The organism is Rhodovastum atsumiense, assembly GCF_937425535.1.
GTDB classification, from domain to species: Bacteria; Pseudomonadota; Alphaproteobacteria; order Acetobacterales; family Acetobacteraceae; genus Rhodovastum; species Rhodovastum atsumiense.
In genome coordinates this window covers 1,936,165-1,954,893 of sequence record NZ_OW485601.1, presented here as the reverse complement: position 1 = coordinate 1,954,893, position 18,729 = coordinate 1,936,165, and the positions used below count along the sequence as shown (strand labels likewise).

Here is an 18,729-nt window from a genome sequence, read left to right as displayed (position 1 = left end):
GGTTCCCCGCGATGGCACGCAAGAAGATTGCCCTGGTCGGCGCCGGCAATATTGGTGGAACGCTCGCCCATTTGATCGGCCTCAAGGAACTCGGCGACGTCGTGCTGTTCGACGTGTTCGGCGGCGTGGCCGCGGGCAAGGCGCTGGATATCGCCCAGTCCGCCCCGGTGGACGGCTTCGACGCCCGGCTGAGCGGCGGGTCGGATTATGCCGCGATCGCCGGGGCCGACGTGGTCATCGTGACCGCCGGCTTCCCCCGCCTGCCCGGCATGAGCCGCGACGACCTGCTGACCAAGAATGCCGGGGTGATCGGCCAGGTCGCCGAGGGCATCAAGACCTATGCCCCGAACGCCTTCGTCATCTGCATCACCAACCCGCTCGACGTGATGGTGTGGGTGCTACAGCAGCGCTCGGGCCTGCCGGCGAACAAGGTGGTGGGCATGGCCGGCGTGCTGGATTCCGCCCGCTTCCGCCACTTCCTCGCCGAGGAGTTCGGGGTCTCCGTGGAAGACGTGACCGCCTTCGTGCTGGGCGGGCATGGCGATACCATGGTACCGCTGACCCGCTACTCGACGGTGGCCGGCATCCCGGTGCCCGACCTGGTGAAGATGGGCTGGACCACCCAGGAGCGGATCGACGCCATCGTCAAGCGCACCGCCAATGGCGGCGGCGAGATCGTGAAGCTGCTGGAGAAGGGAAGCGCCTTCTATGCCCCCGCGACCAGCGCCATCGCCATGGCCGAAGCCTATCTGAAGGACAAGAAGCGGGTGCTGCCCAGCGCGGTCTACCTGAACGGCGAGTACGGCCAGAAGGACCTGTATGTCGGCGTGCCCGTGGTGATCGGCGAGGGCGGCGTCGAGCGCATCGTCGAGGTGCAGTTCACGCCGGAGGAGAAGGCCGCCTTCGAAAAGTCCTGCGGCGCCGTGCGCGACCTGATCGAGGCCTTCAAGAAGCTGGGCGTCTGAGCCGATGAACATCCACGAATATCAGGCGAAAGAACTGCTCAAGCAGTACGGCGTCGCGGTCCTCGAGGGCCATGCCGCCTGGACCCCCGAGGAAGCGGAGGCCGCGGCGCGCAAGCTGCCCGGCCCCATCTACGTGGTGAAGTCGCAGATCCATGCCGGCGGCCGCGGCGCCGGCCGCTTCGCTGACGACCCGAACGGGAAGGGGGGCGTGCGGCTGGCGAAATCGCCCGAGGAAGTGCGGGCGGCGGCCGAGGCCATGATCGGCCACGTGCTGGTGACGAAGCAGACGGGACCGGCGGGCCGCAAGGTCCGCCGTGTCTATGTGGAGGCCGGTTGCGACATCGCACGCGAGCTGTATCTCTCGCTGCTGGTCGACCGCGCCACTGCCCGCGTGACCATCATTGCTTCCACCGAGGGCGGCATGGAGATCGAGGAGGTGGCGGCCCACCACCCCGAGAAGATCCTGCGCGCCGCCGTGGACCCGGCCACCGGGATCTCCGGCTTCCACTGCCGCAAGCTGGCCTATGGGCTGGGGCTGCAGGGCAAGCAGATCTCGGCGTTCAGCAAGTTCGTCACCGGGATGTACAAGGCCTTCACCAGCCTCGACTGCGCCATCGTCGAGGTCAATCCGCTGGTGGTCACCGGCGCGGGCGAGGTGGTGGCGCTGGATGCCAAGGTCAGCTTCGACGACAACGCCCTGTTCCGCCACCCGGAGCTGGAGAAGCTCCATGACGAGGCGGAAGAGGACCCGAAGGAGCTGGAAGCCGCCAAGAACAGCCTGAGCTACGTGGCGCTGGACGGCACCATCGGCTGCATGGTCAACGGCGCGGGCCTGGCCATGGCGACCATGGACATCATCAAGTTGTACGGTGCCGAGCCGGCCAACTTCCTCGATGTCGGCGGCGGCGCCACCAAGGAACGGGTGACTGCGGCGTTCAAGATCATTCTGTCCGATCCGAACGTCGAAGGCATCCTGGTCAACATCTTCGGCGGCATCATGCGCTGCGACGTCATCGCCGAGGGCGTGGTGGCGGCGGCGCGCGAGGTCAGCCTGAACGTGCCCCTGGTGGTGCGGCTGGAAGGCACCAACGTGCAGCTCGGCAAGGAGATCCTGGCCCGCTCCGGCCTGCCGATCATCGCGGCCGACAATCTTGCCGATGCCGCCGAGAAGGTGGTGAAGGCCGTGAAGGAGGCTGCCTGATGGCCATTCTCGTCGACGCCAACACCAGGGTCATCACCCAGGGCTTCACCGGCGCGCAGGGCACGTTCCATTCGGAACAGGCGATCGCCTACGGCACCAAGGTCGTGGGCGGGGTGACGCCGGGCAAGGGTGGCACCACGCATCTTGACCTGCCGGTGTTCGACACCGTGGCCGACGCGGTGGCCGCGACCGGCGCCACCGCCACCGCCATCTACGTGCCGCCGCCCTTCGCCGCCGATGCCATCCTCGAAGCGATCGACGCCGAGCTGCCGCTGATCGTGTGCATCACCGAAGGCATTCCGGTGCTGGACATGGTCAAGGTGAAGCGGGCGCTGGAAGGCTCGAAGTCGCGGCTGGTCGGGCCGAACTGCCCGGGGGTGATCACCCCGGATGCGTGCAAGATCGGCATCATGCCGGGGCATATCCATCGCCGCGGCAAGGTGGGCATCGTCTCCCGCTCCGGCACGCTGACCTATGAAGCGGTGGCGCAGACCACCGCCGCCGGGCTCGGCCAGTCCACCTGCGTGGGCATCGGCGGCGATCCGGTGAAGGGCACCGACTTCATCGAGGTGCTGGAGCTGTTCCTCGCCGACCCGGAAACCGAGTCGATCGTCATGATCGGCGAGATCGGCGGCCAGAGCGAGATCGACGCGGCCGAGTTCATCGCGGCAAGCAAGACGACGAAGCCGGTGGTCGGTTTCATCGCCGGGGCCACGGCGCCGCCGGGCCGGCGCATGGGCCATGCCGGTGCGGTGATCAGCGGCGGCAAGGACACCGCCGCCGCGAAGTTCGAGGCGCTGCGGGCCGCCGGCATCCACGTCGCCGACAGCCCGGCTGCCCTCGGCTCCACCCTGGTCAAGGCTCTGCGCGGCTAGGAGACGGTCGCGACCAGATGCGTCCGTTCCGTCGCGTCAACCGGAACACTCCCTCACAGGCGCGTGTCGCGGCGCGACGGTTTCTGCCGTCGCGTTCGCCGCACGAGTGAGGCGCAATGCTTCCGCGGCCGCCATGCATCGGAAGCAACCCTGCGGTACCGCCCGGCCAGCCCCCTCCCGGTAGGGGCTGGCCGGAGGTGTCGCCTATATGTTGGTGGCGGGATGCGCATTCCGCCCCCCGGACCGCCGGGGCCATATAAGGGGAGCACCATGGCTGGGGTCGATTTACTCGCCACTGCCTTCAACGGCGCCAACGCAGCCTTCATCGCCGATCTCTATGCCAAGTGGGCGGCCAATCCAGGCTCCGTCGACCCGAGCTTCGCCGAGCTGTTCGCCGCCCTGAACGACGAGGCGCGCTCCATCCTCACCGATTCGACCGGTGCTTCCTGGGCGCCGCGGCGGTGGGATTTCGGCGAGCCCGAGCCGGTGAAGCCGGCCGCGAAGGGCAAGGGCGCGCCGGCACCCAAGGAAGCCCCGATCAGCCAGGAGGCGGTGCGCGCCGCCACCAAGGACAGCCTGCGCGCCCTGATGATGATCCGCACCTATCGCGTGCGCGGCCATCTGGAGGCGCGGCTTGATCCGCTCGGCCTGCAGGTCCCCGATCCGCATCCCGAACTCGACCCCGGCACCTACGGCTTCACCGCCGCCGACATGGACCGGCCGATCTTCATCGACCACGTGCTCGGCCTGGAAGTCGCGCCGCTGCGGCAGATCCTGCAGATCCTGCGCGAGACCTATTGCGGGCCGGTCGGCGTCGAGTTCATGCACATCCAGGACCCCGACCAGAAGGCCTGGATCCAGCGCCGCGTGGAAGGCGCGCCCTGGCGGACGCATTTCGATGCCGAGGGCAAGCAGACCATCCTGCGCCAGCTCACCGAGGCCGAAGGGCTCGAGGCGTTCTGCCAGAAGCGCTATGTCGGCACCAAGCGCTTCGGGCTGGAAGGCGGCGAGGTCACCATTCCCGCGCTGCACGCCATCATCGTCACCGCGGCCAAGCGCGGCGTCCACGAAATCGCCATCGGCATGCCGCATCGCGGCCGGCTGAACACGCTGGTCAACGTGGTGCGCAAGCCCTACGCGGCGCTGTTCAGCGAGTTCAGCGGCACCAGCTTCAAGCCCGACGACGTGCAGGGCTCGGGCGACGTGAAGTACCACCTGGGCACCTCCACCGATGTCGAGATCGGCGGCAAGATGGTGCACCTGTCGCTGCAACCCAATCCCTCGCACCTGGAAGCCGTTGACCCGGTGGTGGTGGGCAAGGTGCGCGCGCGCCAGGACATGGCCGGCGACACCCGCTCCCGCCGCGGCGTCATGGGCATCCTGATGCACGGCGACGCCGCCTTCGCCGGCCAGGGCCTGGTCTACGAGACGCTGGCGATGAGCCAGTTGATCGGCTACCGCACCGGCGGCACCATCCATGTCGTGGTGAACAACCAGATCGGCTTCACCACGGTGCCGGCGCATGCCTATTCGGGCCTCTATTGCACCGACGTCGCCAAGTCGATCCAGGCGCCGATCCTGCACGTGAACGGGGACAACCCGGAAGCGGTGGTGTGGTGCGCGCAGACGGCGGCCGAGTTCCGCATGACCTTCGGCTGCGACATCGTGCTCGACATCGTCTGCTATCGCCGCCACGGCCATAACGAGACCGACGAGCCCGCCTTCACCCAGCCGCTGATGTACCGCGCCATCCGCGACCGCAAGACCACGCGGGCGCTGTACGCCGAGCAACTGGTCGGCGAGGGTGTGCTGGGTGAGGCCGAGGTCAAGCGGCTGTGGGACGAGTTCACCGCCACACTTGAGGACGCCTACCGCGCCGCGCAGGGCTACAAGCCCAACAAGGCCGAATGGCTCGAAGGCCACTGGGCCGGGCTGTCGCTGCCTTCACCGGACGCGGAATGGTCCGAAGGCGCCACCGCGGTGGCGCCGGAGACGCTGCGCCAGGTCGGTTTGGCGTTGGCCCGCGTGCCCGAGGATTTCGACGTCAATCCCAAGATCGCCCGCCAGCTCGATGCCAAGCGGGAGATGATCGAGAGCGGCAAGGGCATCGACTGGGCGACCGGCGAGGCACTGGCCTTCGGCACGCTGCTGGTGGAAGGCAACCGCGTGCGGCTGTCGGGCGAGGACTGCCAGCGCGGCACCTTCAGCCAGCGCCACGCCGTGCTGGTCGACCAGACCAGCCAGAACGAATACGTGCCGCTCAACAACATCGCGCCGACCCAGTCCAAGATCGAGATCTACAACTCGCTGCTCTCGGAAGTGGGCGTGCTTGGCTTCGAGTACGGCTACTCGCTGGCCGATCCGCGCACCCTGGTGCTGTGGGAAGCGCAGTTCGGTGACTTCGCCAACGGTGCCCAGGTCATCATCGACCAGTTCATCGCCAGCGGCGAGACCAAGTGGCTGCGCATGTCCGGCCTGGTGATGCTGCTGCCGCACGGCCACGAGGGGCAGGGGCCGGAGCATTCCTCGGCGCGGCCGGAGCGCTACCTGCAGCTCTGTGCCGAGCGGAACATCGTGGTCGGCAACTTCACCACCCCCGCCAACTACTTCCACGGCCTGCGCCGGCAGTTGAAGCGGAACTTCCGCAAGCCGCTGGTGCTGATGACGCCCAAGAGCCTGCTGCGTCACAAGCTGTGCGTCTCCACGCTCGCGGAGATGGGGCCGGGCACCCGCTTCCTGACGGTGATCCCGGAAACCGACGCGCTGGTGGCACCCGAGGAGGTGAAGCGCATCGTGCTGTGCAGCGGCAAGGTCTACTATGACCTTGTGGCCGAGCGGCGCGAGCGCGGCCTGCGCGACATCGCCATCGTCCGGCTGGAACAGCTCTATCCCTTCCCGCACATCTCGCTGCCCAAGGCGTTGGCGCCCTATCGCAACGCCGAGGTGGTCTGGTGCCAGGAAGAGCCGGAGAACATGGGCGCCTGGATGTTCGTGGACCGCCGCATCGAGCAGATGCTGGCGAAGATGGACATGGCTGCGAAGCGCCCGGCCTTCATTGGCCGGCCCTCGGCCGCGAGCCCGGCGACGGGCCTGGCCAAGACGCATGCCGCCGAGCAGGCCGCGCTGGTGAGCGCGGCGCTGACGCTCGGCTGACACTCGACGCAACGAAGGACGGACTTGCCGCCATGGCGACCGACATCAAGGTGCCCACCCTGGGCGAAAGCGTCACTTCCGCAACCGTCGCAAGATGGCTCAAGAAGGCCGGTGAGCCGGTGAGCGCGGACGAGCCGCTGGTCGAGCTGGAAACCGACAAGGTGACGGTGGAGGTGAATGCCCCCGCCTCCGGCACCCTTTCGGAGATCAGCGTCGCCGAAGGGAGCGAGGTCGAGGTGGGCGCCCTGCTCGGCGTGGTGTCGGACAGCGTCGGCACGGTGACGCCGGCGCGCTCCCCGGCGCCGCGGCCGGTCGAGCGCGACCGTCCCGCCGCCAATCCCGATGCCGGGATCCATCCGCCGCCGACGCCGTCGGGCCCGGTGGCGCGGCCGGGCATGGCGCATGCCGCCCATCCGGTGGCGGTCGCGGACGTGGTGCCGCTGCCGGCGGCCGCCAAGCTGATGACCGAGCGCGGCGTCAGTGCCGCCCAGCTCGGTGCCGGTTCCGGCAAGGATGGCCGCATCACCAAGGGGGACGTGCTGGACTTCCTTAGCCGCCCCGCCGCGCCGGTCGCCCCGGCCCCTGCCCCGGCGCCCCGCGCTCCGCGCGCGCTGGAGGAAGGCGAGGAGCGGGTGAAGATGACGCGCCTGCGCCGCACCATCGCGGCGCGGCTGAAGGAGGCGCAGAACACCGCCGCCATGCTCACCACCTTCAACGAGGTGGACATGAGCGCGGCGATGGCCCTGCGCGCCGAGTACAAGGACGCTTTCGAGAAGCGCCACAACGGGGTGCGGCTCGGCTTCATGAGCTTCTTCGTGCGGGCCTGCGTCGCCGCGCTGCGCGAGTTCCCGGCGGTGAACGCCGAGATCGAGGGCGACGAGATCGTCTACCGCAACTTCGTCCACATGGGCATCGCCGTCGGTGGCCCGAACGGGCTGGTGGTGCCGGTGGTCCGCAACGCCCACCGCATGGGCTTCGCCGAGATCGAGCGCACCATCGGCGATTTCGGCCGCCGCGCGCGCGACGGGGCGCTGAAGCTGGACGAACTCGCCGGCGGCACCTTCAGCATCACCAATGGCGGGGTCTACGGCAGCCTGATGTCCACGCCGATCATCAACCCGCCGCAATCGGCCATCCTGGGCATGCACAAGATCCAGGAACGGCCGATGGCGATCGGCGGCAAGATCGAGATCCGGCCGATGATGTATCTCGCGCTGTCCTATGACCACCGCATCATCGACGGCAAGGAGGCGGTTTCCTTCCTGGTGCGCGTCAAGGAAGGCGTCGAGGATCCCCGCCGCCTGCTGCTGGACCTTTAAGCCATGGCCGACAGTTTCGACGTCATCGTCATCGGCGCCGGCCCGGGCGGCTATGTCTGCGCGCTCCGGGCCGCGCAGCTCGGCATGCGGGTGGCCTGCGTGGAGAAACGCCCCACGCTCGGCGGCACCTGCCTCAATATCGGCTGCATCCCGAGCAAGGCGCTGCTGCAGTCGAGCGAAAGCTACCACGAGGCCACGCACGCCTTCGCCGAGCACGGCATCGTGCTCGAGGGCGTGAAGCTCGATCTGGCGAAGATGCAGGCCCGCAAGGCCGAGGTGGTCGGCGCCAACGTCAAGGGCGTCGAGTACCTGTTCAAGAAGAACAAGGTCACCTGGCTCAAGGGCCTCGGGCGCATCACCGCTCCCGGCCGCGTCGCCGTGGGCGGCACCGAATACGAGGCGAAGCACATCGTCATCGCCACCGGCAGCGAATCCATGCCGCTGCCCGGCGTGGAGGTGGACGAGGAACGCATCATCACCTCGACCGGCGCGCTGGAGCTGGAGGCGGTGCCGAAGCACCTGGTGGTGATCGGCGGCGGCGTGATCGGGCTTGAACTCGGCAGCGTCTGGCGCCGGCTCGGGGCGGAGGTCACCGTCATCGAGTTCCTCGACCGCCTGATCCCCGGCAATGACGGCGAGGTGGCCAAGCAGTTCGAGCGCATCCTCGCCCGGCAGGGATTGAAGTTCCGCCTGTCCTCCAAGGTGACGGAGGCGAAGCAGACCAACGAAGGCGTGGTGCTGACCGTCGAGCCCGCCGCCGGCGGCAAGGCCGAGCAGGTGGTGGCGGACGTGGTGCTGCTGGCGATCGGCCGGCGCGCCTATACCGAAGGGCTCGGGCTGAAGGATGTCGGCGTCGCCACCGACGAACGCGGCCGGGTGAAGACCAACGGCCACTTCGCCACCAACGTGCCCGGCATCTACGCCATCGGCGACGTCATCGCCGGCCCCATGCTCGCCCACAAGGCCGAGGACGAGGGCGTGGCCCTGGCCGAGATCCTGGCAGGCCAGGCCGGACACGTGAACTACGACGCGATCCCCGGCGTGGTCTACACCTGGCCGGAAGTCGCGGGCGTCGGCAAGACCGAGGAACAGCTCAAGGCCGAAGGCACCGCCTACAACGTCGGCAAGTTCCCCTTCACCGCCAACGGCCGCGCCCGCGCCATGGGCGCCACCGACGGCTTCGTGAAGATCCTGGCCGACAAGCAAAGCGACCGCATCCTGGGCTGCCATATCATCGGACCGGACGCCGGCACCCTGATCGCCGAAATCGTGACCGCGATCGAGTTCGGGGCGAGCGCCGAGGACGTGGCACGGATCTGCCACGCCCACCCCAGCCTGAACGAGGCAGTGAAGGAAGCGGCGCTCGCGGTCGAGGGGCGGGCTCTGCACATCTGACGACAAGGAAGGCCAGGGCTCTGCCCTGGACCCGGCAGGGGCCACAAGGCCCCTGCACCCCATTCGCGCTGCGCGGCACACACGCATGACCATGCCCCTCGCCCTGACCATGGGCGATCCCGCCGGTATCGGCGGGGAACTCACCTTGAAAGCCTGGCTGGCCCGGCGCCACGCCGCGCCGTTCGTCGCCCTCGACGATCCCGGCCGGCTGCAGGCACTGGCACGCAAGCTGAGCCTCGACGTGCCGATCCGCGAAGTACCGACGATCGACGTGGCAGCGGGCGTGTTCCGCGACGCGCTGCCGGTGTTCCCGGTGCCGCTTGGCACCCCGCCGGTGCCGGGCACGCCCGATCCGGCCAACGCCGCCGCCGTCATTGCCTCGATCGAACAGGCCACGCGGCTGACCCTGGCCGGCGAGGCGGCCGCGGTGGTGACCAATCCGATCCACAAATCCACGTTGTACGGCGTGGGCTTCCCGCATCCGGGCCACACCGAGTTCCTGGCCGCGCTCACCGGCACGGCGCTGCCGGTGATGATGCTGGCCAGCCCGGTGCTGCGGGTGGTGCCGGTCACGGTGCATGCCTCGCTGCGGCGGATGCTGGAGATGATCACCGTCGAGCGCATCGTCGCGGTCTGCCGGGTCACCGATGCGGCGCTGCGGGCGCAGTGGGGCATCCCCGCGCCACGGCTGGCGCTGGCCGGGCTCAATCCGCATGCCGGCGAGGACGGCACCATGGGCGAGGAGGAGATCCTGACCATCGCCCCCGCCATCGCGCAGCTCCGCGCCGAGGGCATCGATGCGTTCGGTCCCTTCGCCGCCGACAGCATGTTCACCCCGACGGCCCGTGCGGGCTACGATGTTGCCATGGGGATGTACCACGACCAGGCGCTGATCCCGCTGAAGACGCTGGACATGGCGCAGGGGGTCAATGTCACGCTCGGCCTGCCGGTGGTGCGCACCTCGCCCGACCACGGCACCGCCTTCGCCATTGCCGGCCAGGGCCGGGCCGATCCATCCAGCCTGATCGCCGCGATCGATCTCGCCGCCGACCTGGCATCCCGCAAGGAGGCAACTGCATGACGCCGATCCGCCTGGGCGTGAACATCGACCACGTTGCCACGCTGCGCAATGCGCGCGGCGGGGCGCATCCCGATCCTTTGCGGGCGGCGCAAATGGTGCTGGCGGCGGGGGCCGACGGCATCACCATGCATCTGCGCGAGGACCGGCGGCACATCCGTGACGCCGACGTGCAGGCGGTGAAGGCTGCCATCACCGCGCCGCTGAACCTGGAGATGGCCGCGACCGAGGAGATGGTGCGCATCGCCTGTGCGCTGCGCCCGCATGCCTGTTGCCTGGTGCCGGAGAAGCGGACCGAGGTCACTACCGAGGGCGGCCTCGATGTCGCCGGCCAGCGTGCGACGCTCGCGCCGGCGGTCGCGGCGCTCTCTGCCGCTGGTATCCGGGTCTCGATGTTCATCGATCCCGATCCGGAGCAGCTTGAGGCGAGTGCGGCCGTGGGTGCGCCGGTGGTGGAACTGCATACCGGCGCCTATGCCGAAGGCCGGGGTGGTGAACTCGACCGCCTGCGGGCGGCGGCGCGCCTGACGGCGCAACTGGGCCTGGAGTGTCATGCCGGCCATGGCCTGACCTTCGACAATGTCGGCCCGGTCGCCGCCTTCCCGGAAATCCGCGAGCTGAACATCGGCCATTACCTGGTCGGCGAAGCGATCTTCGAGGGCCTGCCTGCGGTGATCCGCCGCATGAAGGAGCTGATGGCTGCCGCCCGGTCATAATGGGATCCAAGGGCCTACGGCCCTTGGTGGAGGTCCAGGAGGCAAAGCCTCCTGGTGGGGCCGGGGCAACGCCCCGGATCTTTTTCACCGTTTCCCGGATTCCAATCTGGCCTCGATCCGTGCGGCCAGGGTGCGTCCGGCGACTGGTTTGCGCACCAGCGTAAAGGCATCCCCCGCATCAAGGGCGGCGCGTTCGCCGACGTAGCCGGTCAGCAGGAAGCAGGGCAGGTCCGGCCGCAGCAGGCGGGCCTTCTGGATGGTGACCACCCCGCTCATGCCGGGCATGGACAGGTCGCTCACCAGGGCGTCCACCACTTCGCCGGCTTCCAGCAGTGCCAGTGCTTCGGCTCCGTTCGCGGCGATCAGGGTAGCGAAGCCCATGTCCTCGAGCTGGGCGGCCAGGGTTTCGCGCACGAGGTCGTCGTCGTCGACCAGCAGGATGCGTGCCGATGGCGTGCCGGTGGTGGCGAGGCCGGGGTCATCGCCGTTGCGGCGGGTCGCGTCGCTGCGGGCCTGGCGCAGCCACAGGGTGATCGTGGTTCCCTGGCCGGGCGTGCTGGTGATCGACAGTGCCCCGCCTGATTGTTCGGTGAAGCCCTTCACCATGGCCAGCCCGAGGCCGGTGCCCTGGCCTTCCGGCTTGGTGGTGAAGAACGGTTCGGTGACCCGGGCGAGCGTGGCCGGGTCCATGCCGGTGCCGGTATCGGTGACGCGCAGGCTGATGTAGTCGCCGGGTGTCAGGCCATCCGGATGCGCGCTGCCCTGGGCGACATGCTCCGGCGCCGCCGACAGCATCAGCGTGCCGCCGTCCGGCATTGCGTCGCGGGCGTTGGTGCCGAGGTTGACCAGCGCCGTTTCCAGTTGCCCGCGATCGGCGAGCAGGGCGGGGAGCTCGGCGGGGGCTTCGATGCGGACCGTGATATGCGTGCCGAGCGTGTGCGCGAGCACCTCGCGCACGCTGTTCAGCAGCTCGGTGGTGGCGATCGCTTCCAGGCGCGGTTCGCCGCGGCGGGCGAAGGAGAGCAGGCGCTGGGTGATCGAGGCGCCGCGCGTGGTGGCGTCGATCGCCGTGCGGGCAAGGCGGCGGGTTCGCTCGTGGTCTTCCGGGCGTCGCTCGATCAGCATCGCCGCGCCGGAGACGGTTTGCAGGATGTTGTTGAAGTCGTGGGCGATGCCGCTGGCGAGCTGGCCGAGCGCCTGCACTTTCTGCACCTGGGCGAGTTGCCCGGCGAGTTCGCGCTGTTCGGTGATGTCGCGGCCTTCGGCGATGATCCACAGGACGTCCTGTGTCGCGGGGGCGCGCACCGGCGTGAGCGAGAAATCGACGTGGATGAGGCGTCCACCAGCGCCGTTGTATTCCACTTCGTGGCGGATCAGCACGCCCGCGGCGGCCCGCGCGATGTCCTGGCGCAACCGGTCGCGCGCGGCCTGCAGCCACCAGCCGGTTTCCCAGAACGGACGGCCGATGACTGCGCCGCGGGTCAGCGCCGCCGCATCGAGCGCGGTGCGGTTGACTTCCAGCACGATGCCGTCGGGCGCGAGCAGGGTGATGAACTGGAACTGGGAGTCGAAGATGGCGCGGAACCGTGCTTCCGCCGTGGCCAGCGCGGCGGTGCGCTCGACGACGTGGCGCTCGAGGGTGGCGGCGCTGCGTCGGGCCGCGGCGGAGGCCAGCAGCATGCGGGCCAGGACCACCCCGCTGAGCGCGAGGGTCAGGGCGGCGATGCCGGCCATGCCGTTCAGCACCAGCCGGCGCCGCCGCTCGACGCGTTGCTCCCCGGCCCGGCGCTGTTGCAGCAGGCCCTGTTCCTCGGCCTGGAGAGTGGCGATCATCTGGCGGATCGAGGTTGCGAGGTGCCGGTTCTCGTCGGCCCGCACCACCGCGCGCGCGCCCGCGAGGTCATCGGCGCGAGCGAGTTCGACGGATTGGTCGATCAGCAGCATCCGTTCGCGCAGCAGGTCCGAGAGGGCCTGCACCCGTCCCTGCTGGGCCGGGTTGTCGGCGGTGAGGTCCTGCAGCACGGGAATGGTGGCCCAGACCGCCTGTGAGCCGGTGTGGTAGCGCGGCAGGAAGGTGCCGTCTCCGGTCAGCAGGAAGCCGCGTTGCCCGGTTTCGACATCCTGGATGGCGGTGAGCAGGCGTTCGGCGGTTTCGATCACCGTGTGCGTGCGCTCGGTCAGCGCGGAGGCCGAGCGGGCGTCCCGCTCGCCGCGGGCGGACAGGTAGAGGGTGGCGCTGGCGATCGCGACCGCGCCGAGCAGGGTGCCGACGACGAGCAACCGGACGAGGTGCTGGCGATGCGGGGAGGGAGCGGCGGGACGCGGTGGGGACGCGGCGCCTCGGGGCAGCGGGCGGGCGTGATCCTCGGGCGTCTGGCTGTCCGTCACCTTGGTCTCCGGAAGCGTCTGCCGTGGCCTCACATGATTGTGAAGTCGTGTGATTTATGGAAGCTGTTGTCGTTAAATCCAAGAAGAAAATCACGAGATATAAAGCAATTATTCGGCGATCTAAACTGTGCTGTGGAAATCGGCTAATTTCGGGTGATTGTTTTACAATATATTACAGGAGCTTGGCCAAAATCGACTGATTGCATGCAATGGTATGCATCATTGGCCTGATATACTCCGGCGGGCCGAATCGTCCGATCACAGGCAGCGGCGTGGCGGCCTTCAGCCGCGCGGATGTGTCCGCCGCCAGACCTCCAGCAGCTTCGCCGCGTCCACCTCGGTGTAGCGCTGGGTGGTGGAGAGGCTGGCATGACCGAGCAATTCCTGGATCGCCCGCAGATCCGCCCCCGCCGCGAGCAGGTGGGTGGCGAAGGAATGGCGCAGGGCGTGCGGCGTGGCGTGGTCGGGCAGGCCGCGATGCGCGCGGAACTGCCGCATCCGCCGCTGGGCCACCCCGGCCGCGAGCCGGCCCCCGCGCGCGCCCACGAACAGCGGCGCGTCGGGCGAGGGGGCGGGGTGGCGACGCAGCCACTCGGCCATGGCCACCCGCACCGCCGGCAGCACCGGCACCAGCCGCTCCTTCGCGCCCTTGCCGAGGATACGCAGCATCGCCTCGGACCCTGGCAGGGGGGCGTCGCGCACATCCAGCGCGAGCGCCTCGGAGATGCGCAGGCCGCAGCCATAGAGCAGCGTGAACAGGGCGGTGTCGCGCGCCTGCTGGGCGATGTCGTCGGTTTCCTCGCCGATTTCCTCGGCGACCGCGCGTGCTTGCGGCGGTGCCAGCGGCCGGGGCAGGGGGCGGCGCGCCTTCGGTGTCTCCAGCAGCCGGAGCCGGGGGTTTTCGATGCCGTGCCGGCGCGCCAGGAAGCGGAAGAAGGTGCGCACGGCGGCAAGATGGCGCCCGCGGGTCGCAGCCCCCGCGCCCGCCATCGCTTCCTCGGCGAGCCAGGCGCGCAGGTCGGCGACCGTCAGGGCGCCCAGGGCGGCGAGGTCGGGTGGCGCGCCCAGATGCCGCACCAGGAAGCCGAGGAAGCTGGCCACGTCGTGGCCATAGGCCTCGACCGTCAGCTTCGCGGCCCGGCGTTCATGGGCGAGCCAGTCGCGGAATTCCCCGAGCGCCGCCTCGGCGGAGGCGGCCGCCCCGCCGGGCATCAGCGCCGCAGCGCCGCCGCGACGGCACGGCCGAGGAAGGTCAGCGCGCCCGCGCCCTGGGACGGATCCAGGGTCCAGCGTTCCCGCGCCGAGAGCGCGAGCAGGGCCGGCGGCTGGCCGGGCACCAGCACCAGGGCGTCGTGCTGCGCCAGCGGCGCCGCTTCCCCGTGCAGCAGCCGCGCCTCGCTGCCGTCGCTGCGATAGACGACGGCGCGCCCGCCGAGCAGCCGGTCCACCGTGCCCCCGGGGATCGCCCGCGTGCCCGGCAGGATCGCCTCCACGCACAGCGCCGCGGCGTCCACCGCCAGCAACACCGGGAATTCGCCGGTGATGCAGTCGGTGGGGGTCTCGGCCGCGATCAGCGCCAGCACCGCTTCCTGCACCCGGGCGGCGAGGCCGGCGGCGGCACGGCCGGCCGCCAGCACGTCGTCGGCCCGCTCGGCCATCGCCGCCGAGCGGGCGCGCTCGACCCGCAGCATCGCCGCCATGTGGTCGGTCAAGGCCTCGCCATGCACGCGCACCGGCGGCGCCAGGGCCCGGTACAGCTCCGGGCGTTCGGCCAGGAACAGCGGGTTCTCGCGCAGATAGGCGGCCACCGCCTCGGGGGAGACGGGGGACGAGGCCGCCGCGGTCTGTGCCGTCACGCCTGTTCCAGCTCCACGATCTGCTGGCCGGTCTTGGCCCAGTCGGCCAGGAAGGCGGCGAGGCCCTTGTCGGTCAGCGGGTGGTTATACAGCGCGCGCAGCACCGCCGGCGGCAGGGTGGCGACATGGGCGCCGAGCTTGGCCGCTTCCACCACGTGGATCGGGTGGCGGACGCTGGCCACCAGCACCTCGGTGGTGAGCGCGGGATAGTTGCGGTAGATCGTTACGATGTCCGAAATCAGTTTCATCCCATCGGTGCCGACGTCGTCCAGCCGGCCGACGAAGGGGGAAATGAAGGTGGCGCCGGCCTTGGCCGCCAGCAGCGCCTGGGCGGCGGAGAAGCACAGCGTCACGTTCACCATCACGCCCTGGTCGGCGAGCCGGCGGCAGGCGCGCAGCCCGTCCGGCGTCAGCGGCACCTTGATCGTGACGTTGGAGGCAATACGGCGCAGCACGTCGGCTTCGCGCAGGATCTGCTCGTATTCGGTGGCGGCGACCTCGGCGCTGACCGGGCCGGGCACGACCGAGCAGATCTCGGCGATCACGTCGAGGATGCGCCGGCCGGACTTGGCGATCAGCGTGGGATTGGTGGTCACGCCATCCAGCAACCCGGATGCGGCGAGCGCACGGATCTCGGCGATGTCCGCAGTGTCGACGAAGAACTTCATGAATGGCGTCCCATGGCGGAGGAAGGGCTGTCGCGGCTGCGATGAATCGGGCACATCCTAGCCGATGGCCGGCATGGACCGAAAGCGCGGGCGGCAGGATGCCTTGCCCATTGCCCCCCCCGCATCCGGGAGCACCCCCCAACGCCGGGTCCCGGTGCTGCTGCCCTATCCCTTCGCCGGCCCGTTCGACTACCGCGTTCCCGCAGGGCTGGAGGTGGCCCCCGGCGACCTGGTGCTGGTGCCGCTGAACCGGCGCGAGGAAGTCGGCGTTGTCTGGGACGGGCCGGCCGACGGCACGGTCGGCGACAACCGGCTGCGCCCGGTCTCCGCCCTGATCGACGGCCCGCCGATGCGCGCCGACCTGCGCCGGCTGATCGACTGGATCGCTTCCTATACCCTGGCCCCGCCGGGGGATGTGCTGGCGATGGCGCTGCGGGTGAACGCGCTGCGTCCGGACCCGGTCCCGGTCGGCTGGTGCCTGGCCGCGCCCTTGCCGGAGACCCGGCTCACCGAGCCGCGCCGGCGCGTGCTGGACGCGCTTGCCGGGGGCGGCATGGCGGGGGCGGAGCTCTGCCGGGTGGCCGGGGTCTCGCCGGGCGTGCTGCGCGCCATGGCGGAGGCCGGCCTGCTGCTGCCCTGCGCGGTGCCCCGTCCCGTGCCGTTCGAGCGTCCCGCGCCCGACCATCCGGGGCCGCAGCTCTCGCCCGGGCAGGAGGCGGCGGCGACGGCGCTGCGCGAGGCGGTGCGGGCACGCGGCTTCTCGGTGACGCTGCTCGACGGGGTCACCGGTTCTGGCAAGACCGAGGTCTACCTGGAGGCGGTGGCGGACTGCCTGCGCATCGGCCGGCAGGCGCTGGTGCTGCTGCCGGAGATCGCGCTGTCGGCGCAATGGCTGGATCGTTTCACCCGCCGTTTCGGCGTGGCGCCGGCGATCTGGCACTCCGACCTGACCGCGAAGCTGCGACGGACCACCTGGCGGGCGGTGGCGGCGGGGGAGGCGCCGGTGGTGGTGGGGGCGCGCTCGGCGCTGTTCCTGCCCTTCCCCGATCTCGGCCTGGTGGTGGTGGACGAGGAGCACGAGACCGCGTTCAAGCAGGAGGACGGGGTCGTCTATCACGCCCGCGACATGGCGGTGGTGCGGGCGCGGCTGTGCGAGGCACCGGCGGTGCTGGTTTCGGCAACGCCGAGCCTGGAGACGGTGGCGAATGTCGAAGCCGGCCGCTACCGCCGCGTCCATCTGCCTTCCCGGCACGGCGGTGCCTCGCTGCCCGGCATCGTGCTGGTCGACCTGCGCGTCACCCCGCCCGAGCGTGGCCGGTTCCTCTCCCCGCCGCTGGTGGAGGCCGTGCGCGCGACCTTTGCCCGCAACGAGCAGGCGATGCTGTTCCTCAACCGGCGGGGCTATGCGCCGCTGACGCTGTGCCGCGCCTGCGGGCACCGCATCCAGTGCCCGAACTGCACGGCGTGGCTGGTCGAGCACCGGGCCCGGCGGGAACTGCAGTGCCACCATTGCGGCCACGCCACCGAAATTCCGGCGCGCTGCCCGGAATGCGGCGCCGAGCACAGCCTCGCCCCGGTCGGACCGGGGGTGGAACGCATCACCGAGGAAGCGGCCGCCCTGTTCCCCGATGTGCGGCGCCTGGTCATGGCTTCCGATACGCTGCCGGGGCCGCATGCCTCGGCCGAGGCGGCGCGGGCGATCGCGGCGCGCGAGGTCGACCTGATCATCGGCACCCAGATCGTCGCCAAGGGCTGGCATTTCCCGCATTTGACGCTGGTGGGGGTGGTGGATGCCGATCTGGGGCTGGCGGGGGGCGATCTGCGCGCGGCCGAGCGCACGGTGCAACTGCTGCACCAGGTCGCCGGCCGGGCCGGCCGGGCCGAGGCGCCCGGGCGGGTGCTGCTGCAGACCTTCTCGCCCGAGCATCCGGTGATGCAGGCGCTGCTCTCGGGCGATCTCGCGGAGTTCATGGCGCGCGAGGCAGCGCAGCGACGGCCGGGCAACTGGCCGCCCTATGGGCGGCTGGCGGCGCTGATCGTCTCGGCCGACACGGCGGAGGCGGCGGACGTGACGGCGCGCGACCTCGGCCGCGCCGCCCCGACGGGGGAGGGGATCGTGGTGCTCGGCCCCGCCCCGGCGCCGCTGTCGATCCTGCGCGGCCGGCACCGGCGTCGGCTGTTGCTCAAGACCCGGCGCGACATCGCCGTGCAGCCGCTGCTGCGGGACTGGCTGGCGGCCGTGCCGGTGCGCGGCAGTGTACGGGTGGATGTAGATGTGGACCCCGTGAGCTTTTTGTGACGATCGCGCCCCCGGATCGAAATCGCCTCTCGGGGCGGATGGGGATCGAATCGACGTGGTGACGGTCGCGGCGGGCGTGGTGTCGCGGGGCCGGGGAAGAGATTCGGAACGGACCAAGCATGAACCGTATCCGGGCCGTGTTGCGCGGTCCGAAACCCCATGCTAGACGCCCCGCGCGCCAGGCATGGCGACGTGCCGGCGAATGTCCACGGCCGCGTCTGCGGCCTCAGCAGACGGAATCAGCAGCCTTGGCGTCTGGCGGAACAACGATCCCCACCGGCGGCCTCGCAGATCGCTACGCGACCGCACTGTACGCGTATGCCGACGAGCAGCATGCGCTCGATGCCACCATCGACCAGATGGAGGCGCTCGGGCGGCTGATCGACGAAAGCTCCGACTTGCGGACGCTCCTGCTTTCGCCTCTCGTGGACGTGAACACGGCCGGCAGGGCCGTGCGCGCGGTTCTGGAGGAGCAGGGCTTCGGCAAGATCGTTCAGGATTTCGTCGGCGTCGTCATCGCCAACCGTCGCATGAACGCGCTGCGCGGCATCGTCACGGCCTTCGTGGCCCTGGTGGCGCAAAAGCGCGGCGTGGTGGTGGCGCATGTCGCCTCCGCCCATCCGCTGACGGACGTCCAGGAGCAGCAGCTCCGCGCCCGCCTCATCGAGGCCGGTTACGGCAATGTGAACATCGTTCGCAGCGTTGATCCGTCCCTCCTCGGTGGCCTCGTCCTCAAGGTGGGCGCTCGCCTCTATGACACCTCGCTCAAGTCCCGGCTGCAGCGCCTGCAGTACGCCATGAAGGGAGCCGCCTGAT

Annotated in this window: 14 protein-coding genes; 10 read left to right on the top strand and 4 right to left on the bottom strand. The window is 70.0% G+C overall.

The genetic code is table 11. The features are described 5' to 3' along the window. The first annotated feature begins 11 nt into the window (after window positions 1-11). The 8 genes from mdh (at window position 12) to NBY65_RS08815 (ending at window position 10,702) form a co-directional block, all read left to right on the top strand. Window positions 12-965, top strand: a complete 954-nt coding sequence (gene mdh, locus NBY65_RS08850) for a malate dehydrogenase (RefSeq protein WP_150042503.1) — start codon at window positions 12-14, stop codon at window positions 963-965. A 4-nt stretch (window positions 966-969) separates the two neighbouring features. After that, entirely contained in the window at window positions 970-2,166 is a 1,197-nt protein-coding gene (gene sucC / locus NBY65_RS08845) for an ADP-forming succinate--CoA ligase subunit beta (protein ID WP_150042502.1), read from the top strand. After that, window positions 2,166-3,041, top strand: a complete 876-nt coding sequence (gene sucD, locus NBY65_RS08840) for a succinate--CoA ligase subunit alpha (RefSeq protein ID WP_150042501.1) — start codon at window positions 2,166-2,168, stop codon at window positions 3,039-3,041. The genes sucC and sucD overlap by 1 nt, the downstream gene beginning before the upstream one ends. A 270-nt stretch (window positions 3,042-3,311) precedes the next feature. Then, window positions 3,312-6,194, top strand: a complete 2,883-nt coding sequence (locus NBY65_RS08835; RefSeq protein ID WP_150042500.1) for a 2-oxoglutarate dehydrogenase E1 component — start codon at window positions 3,312-3,314, stop codon at window positions 6,192-6,194. A gap of 32 nt (window positions 6,195-6,226) precedes the next feature. Further along, window positions 6,227-7,513, top strand: coding sequence for a 2-oxoglutarate dehydrogenase complex dihydrolipoyllysine-residue succinyltransferase (odhB, locus tag NBY65_RS08830; protein ID WP_150042499.1), 1,287 nt, complete (start codon window positions 6,227-6,229; stop codon window positions 7,511-7,513). Window positions 7,514-7,516: 3 nt separating this feature from the next. Next, window positions 7,517-8,908 (top strand): dihydrolipoyl dehydrogenase, encoded by a 1,392-nt coding sequence (gene lpdA, locus NBY65_RS08825; protein WP_150042498.1) that lies wholly within the window; start codon window positions 7,517-7,519, stop codon window positions 8,906-8,908. A gap of 85 nt (window positions 8,909-8,993) precedes the next feature. Beyond that, complete coding sequence (gene pdxA / locus NBY65_RS08820; RefSeq protein WP_150042497.1) at window positions 8,994-9,989, top strand: 4-hydroxythreonine-4-phosphate dehydrogenase PdxA; 996 nt, start codon at window positions 8,994-8,996, stop codon at window positions 9,987-9,989. After that, complete coding sequence (locus tag NBY65_RS08815; protein ID WP_150042496.1) at window positions 9,986-10,702, top strand: pyridoxine 5'-phosphate synthase; 717 nt, start codon at window positions 9,986-9,988, stop codon at window positions 10,700-10,702. The genes pdxA and NBY65_RS08815 overlap by 4 nt, the downstream gene beginning before the upstream one ends. Before the next feature lie 84 nt (window positions 10,703-10,786). On the opposite strand, the gene NBY65_RS08810 is transcribed toward NBY65_RS08815, so the two are convergent. The 4 genes from NBY65_RS08810 to fsa form a co-directional block, all read right to left on the bottom strand. Then, window positions 10,787-13,090 (bottom strand): CHASE3 domain-containing protein, encoded by a 2,304-nt coding sequence (locus NBY65_RS08810; RefSeq protein WP_150042495.1) that lies wholly within the window; start codon window positions 13,088-13,090, stop codon window positions 10,787-10,789. Window positions 13,091-13,372: 282 nt separating this feature from the next. After that, complete coding sequence (locus NBY65_RS08805) at window positions 13,373-14,302, bottom strand: tyrosine recombinase XerC (RefSeq protein ID WP_150042494.1); 930 nt, start codon at window positions 14,300-14,302, stop codon at window positions 13,373-13,375. Further along, a complete protein-coding gene (locus NBY65_RS08800) occupies window positions 14,302-14,946 on the bottom strand; it encodes a DUF484 family protein (RefSeq protein WP_162530681.1) in 645 nt (214 codons plus the stop codon). Before NBY65_RS08800 ends, NBY65_RS08805 begins: the two co-directional genes overlap by 1 nt. Then, window positions 14,943-15,614, bottom strand: coding sequence for a fructose-6-phosphate aldolase (gene fsa / locus NBY65_RS08795; protein ID WP_150042492.1), 672 nt, complete (start codon window positions 15,612-15,614; stop codon window positions 14,943-14,945). Before fsa ends, NBY65_RS08800 begins: the two co-directional genes overlap by 4 nt. A 73-nt stretch (window positions 15,615-15,687) precedes the next feature. On the opposite strand from fsa, the gene NBY65_RS08790 reads away from it, so the two are divergent. After that, a complete protein-coding gene (locus tag NBY65_RS08790) occupies window positions 15,688-17,913 on the top strand; it encodes a primosomal protein N' (RefSeq protein WP_150042491.1) in 2,226 nt (741 codons plus the stop codon). Window positions 17,914-18,161: 248 nt separating this feature from the next. Continuing rightward, entirely contained in the window at window positions 18,162-18,728 is a 567-nt protein-coding gene (locus NBY65_RS08785) for a F0F1 ATP synthase subunit delta (RefSeq protein WP_239002902.1), read from the top strand. Window position 18,729: the final 1 nt, after the last annotated feature.

Bases quoted from the DNA above. Each gene is read 5' to 3' on its own strand.
- odhB (WP_150042499.1), top strand. From the start codon at position 6,227: ATGGCGACCGACATCAAGGTGCCCACCCTGGGCGAAAGCGTCACTTCC.
- fsa (WP_150042492.1), bottom strand. From the start codon at position 15,614: ATGAAGTTCTTCGTCGACACTGCGGACATCGCCGAGATCCGTGCGCTC.
- sucC (WP_150042502.1), top strand. From the start codon at position 970: ATGAACATCCACGAATATCAGGCGAAAGAACTGCTCAAGCAGTACGGC.
- NBY65_RS08815 (WP_150042496.1), top strand. From the start codon at position 9,986: ATGACGCCGATCCGCCTGGGCGTGAACATCGACCACGTTGCCACGCTG.
- mdh (WP_150042503.1), top strand. From the start codon at position 12: ATGGCACGCAAGAAGATTGCCCTGGTCGGCGCCGGCAATATTGGTGGA.
- sucD (WP_150042501.1), top strand. From the start codon at position 2,166: ATGGCCATTCTCGTCGACGCCAACACCAGGGTCATCACCCAGGGCTTC.
- NBY65_RS08805 (WP_150042494.1), bottom strand. From the start codon at position 14,302: ATGCCCGGCGGGGCGGCCGCCTCCGCCGAGGCGGCGCTCGGGGAATTC.
- NBY65_RS08835 (WP_150042500.1), top strand. From the start codon at position 3,312: ATGGCTGGGGTCGATTTACTCGCCACTGCCTTCAACGGCGCCAACGCA.
- pdxA (WP_150042497.1), top strand. From the start codon at position 8,994: ATGACCATGCCCCTCGCCCTGACCATGGGCGATCCCGCCGGTATCGGC.
- NBY65_RS08790 (WP_150042491.1), top strand. From the start codon at position 15,688: ATGGACCGAAAGCGCGGGCGGCAGGATGCCTTGCCCATTGCCCCCCCC.
- lpdA (WP_150042498.1), top strand. From the start codon at position 7,517: ATGGCCGACAGTTTCGACGTCATCGTCATCGGCGCCGGCCCGGGCGGC.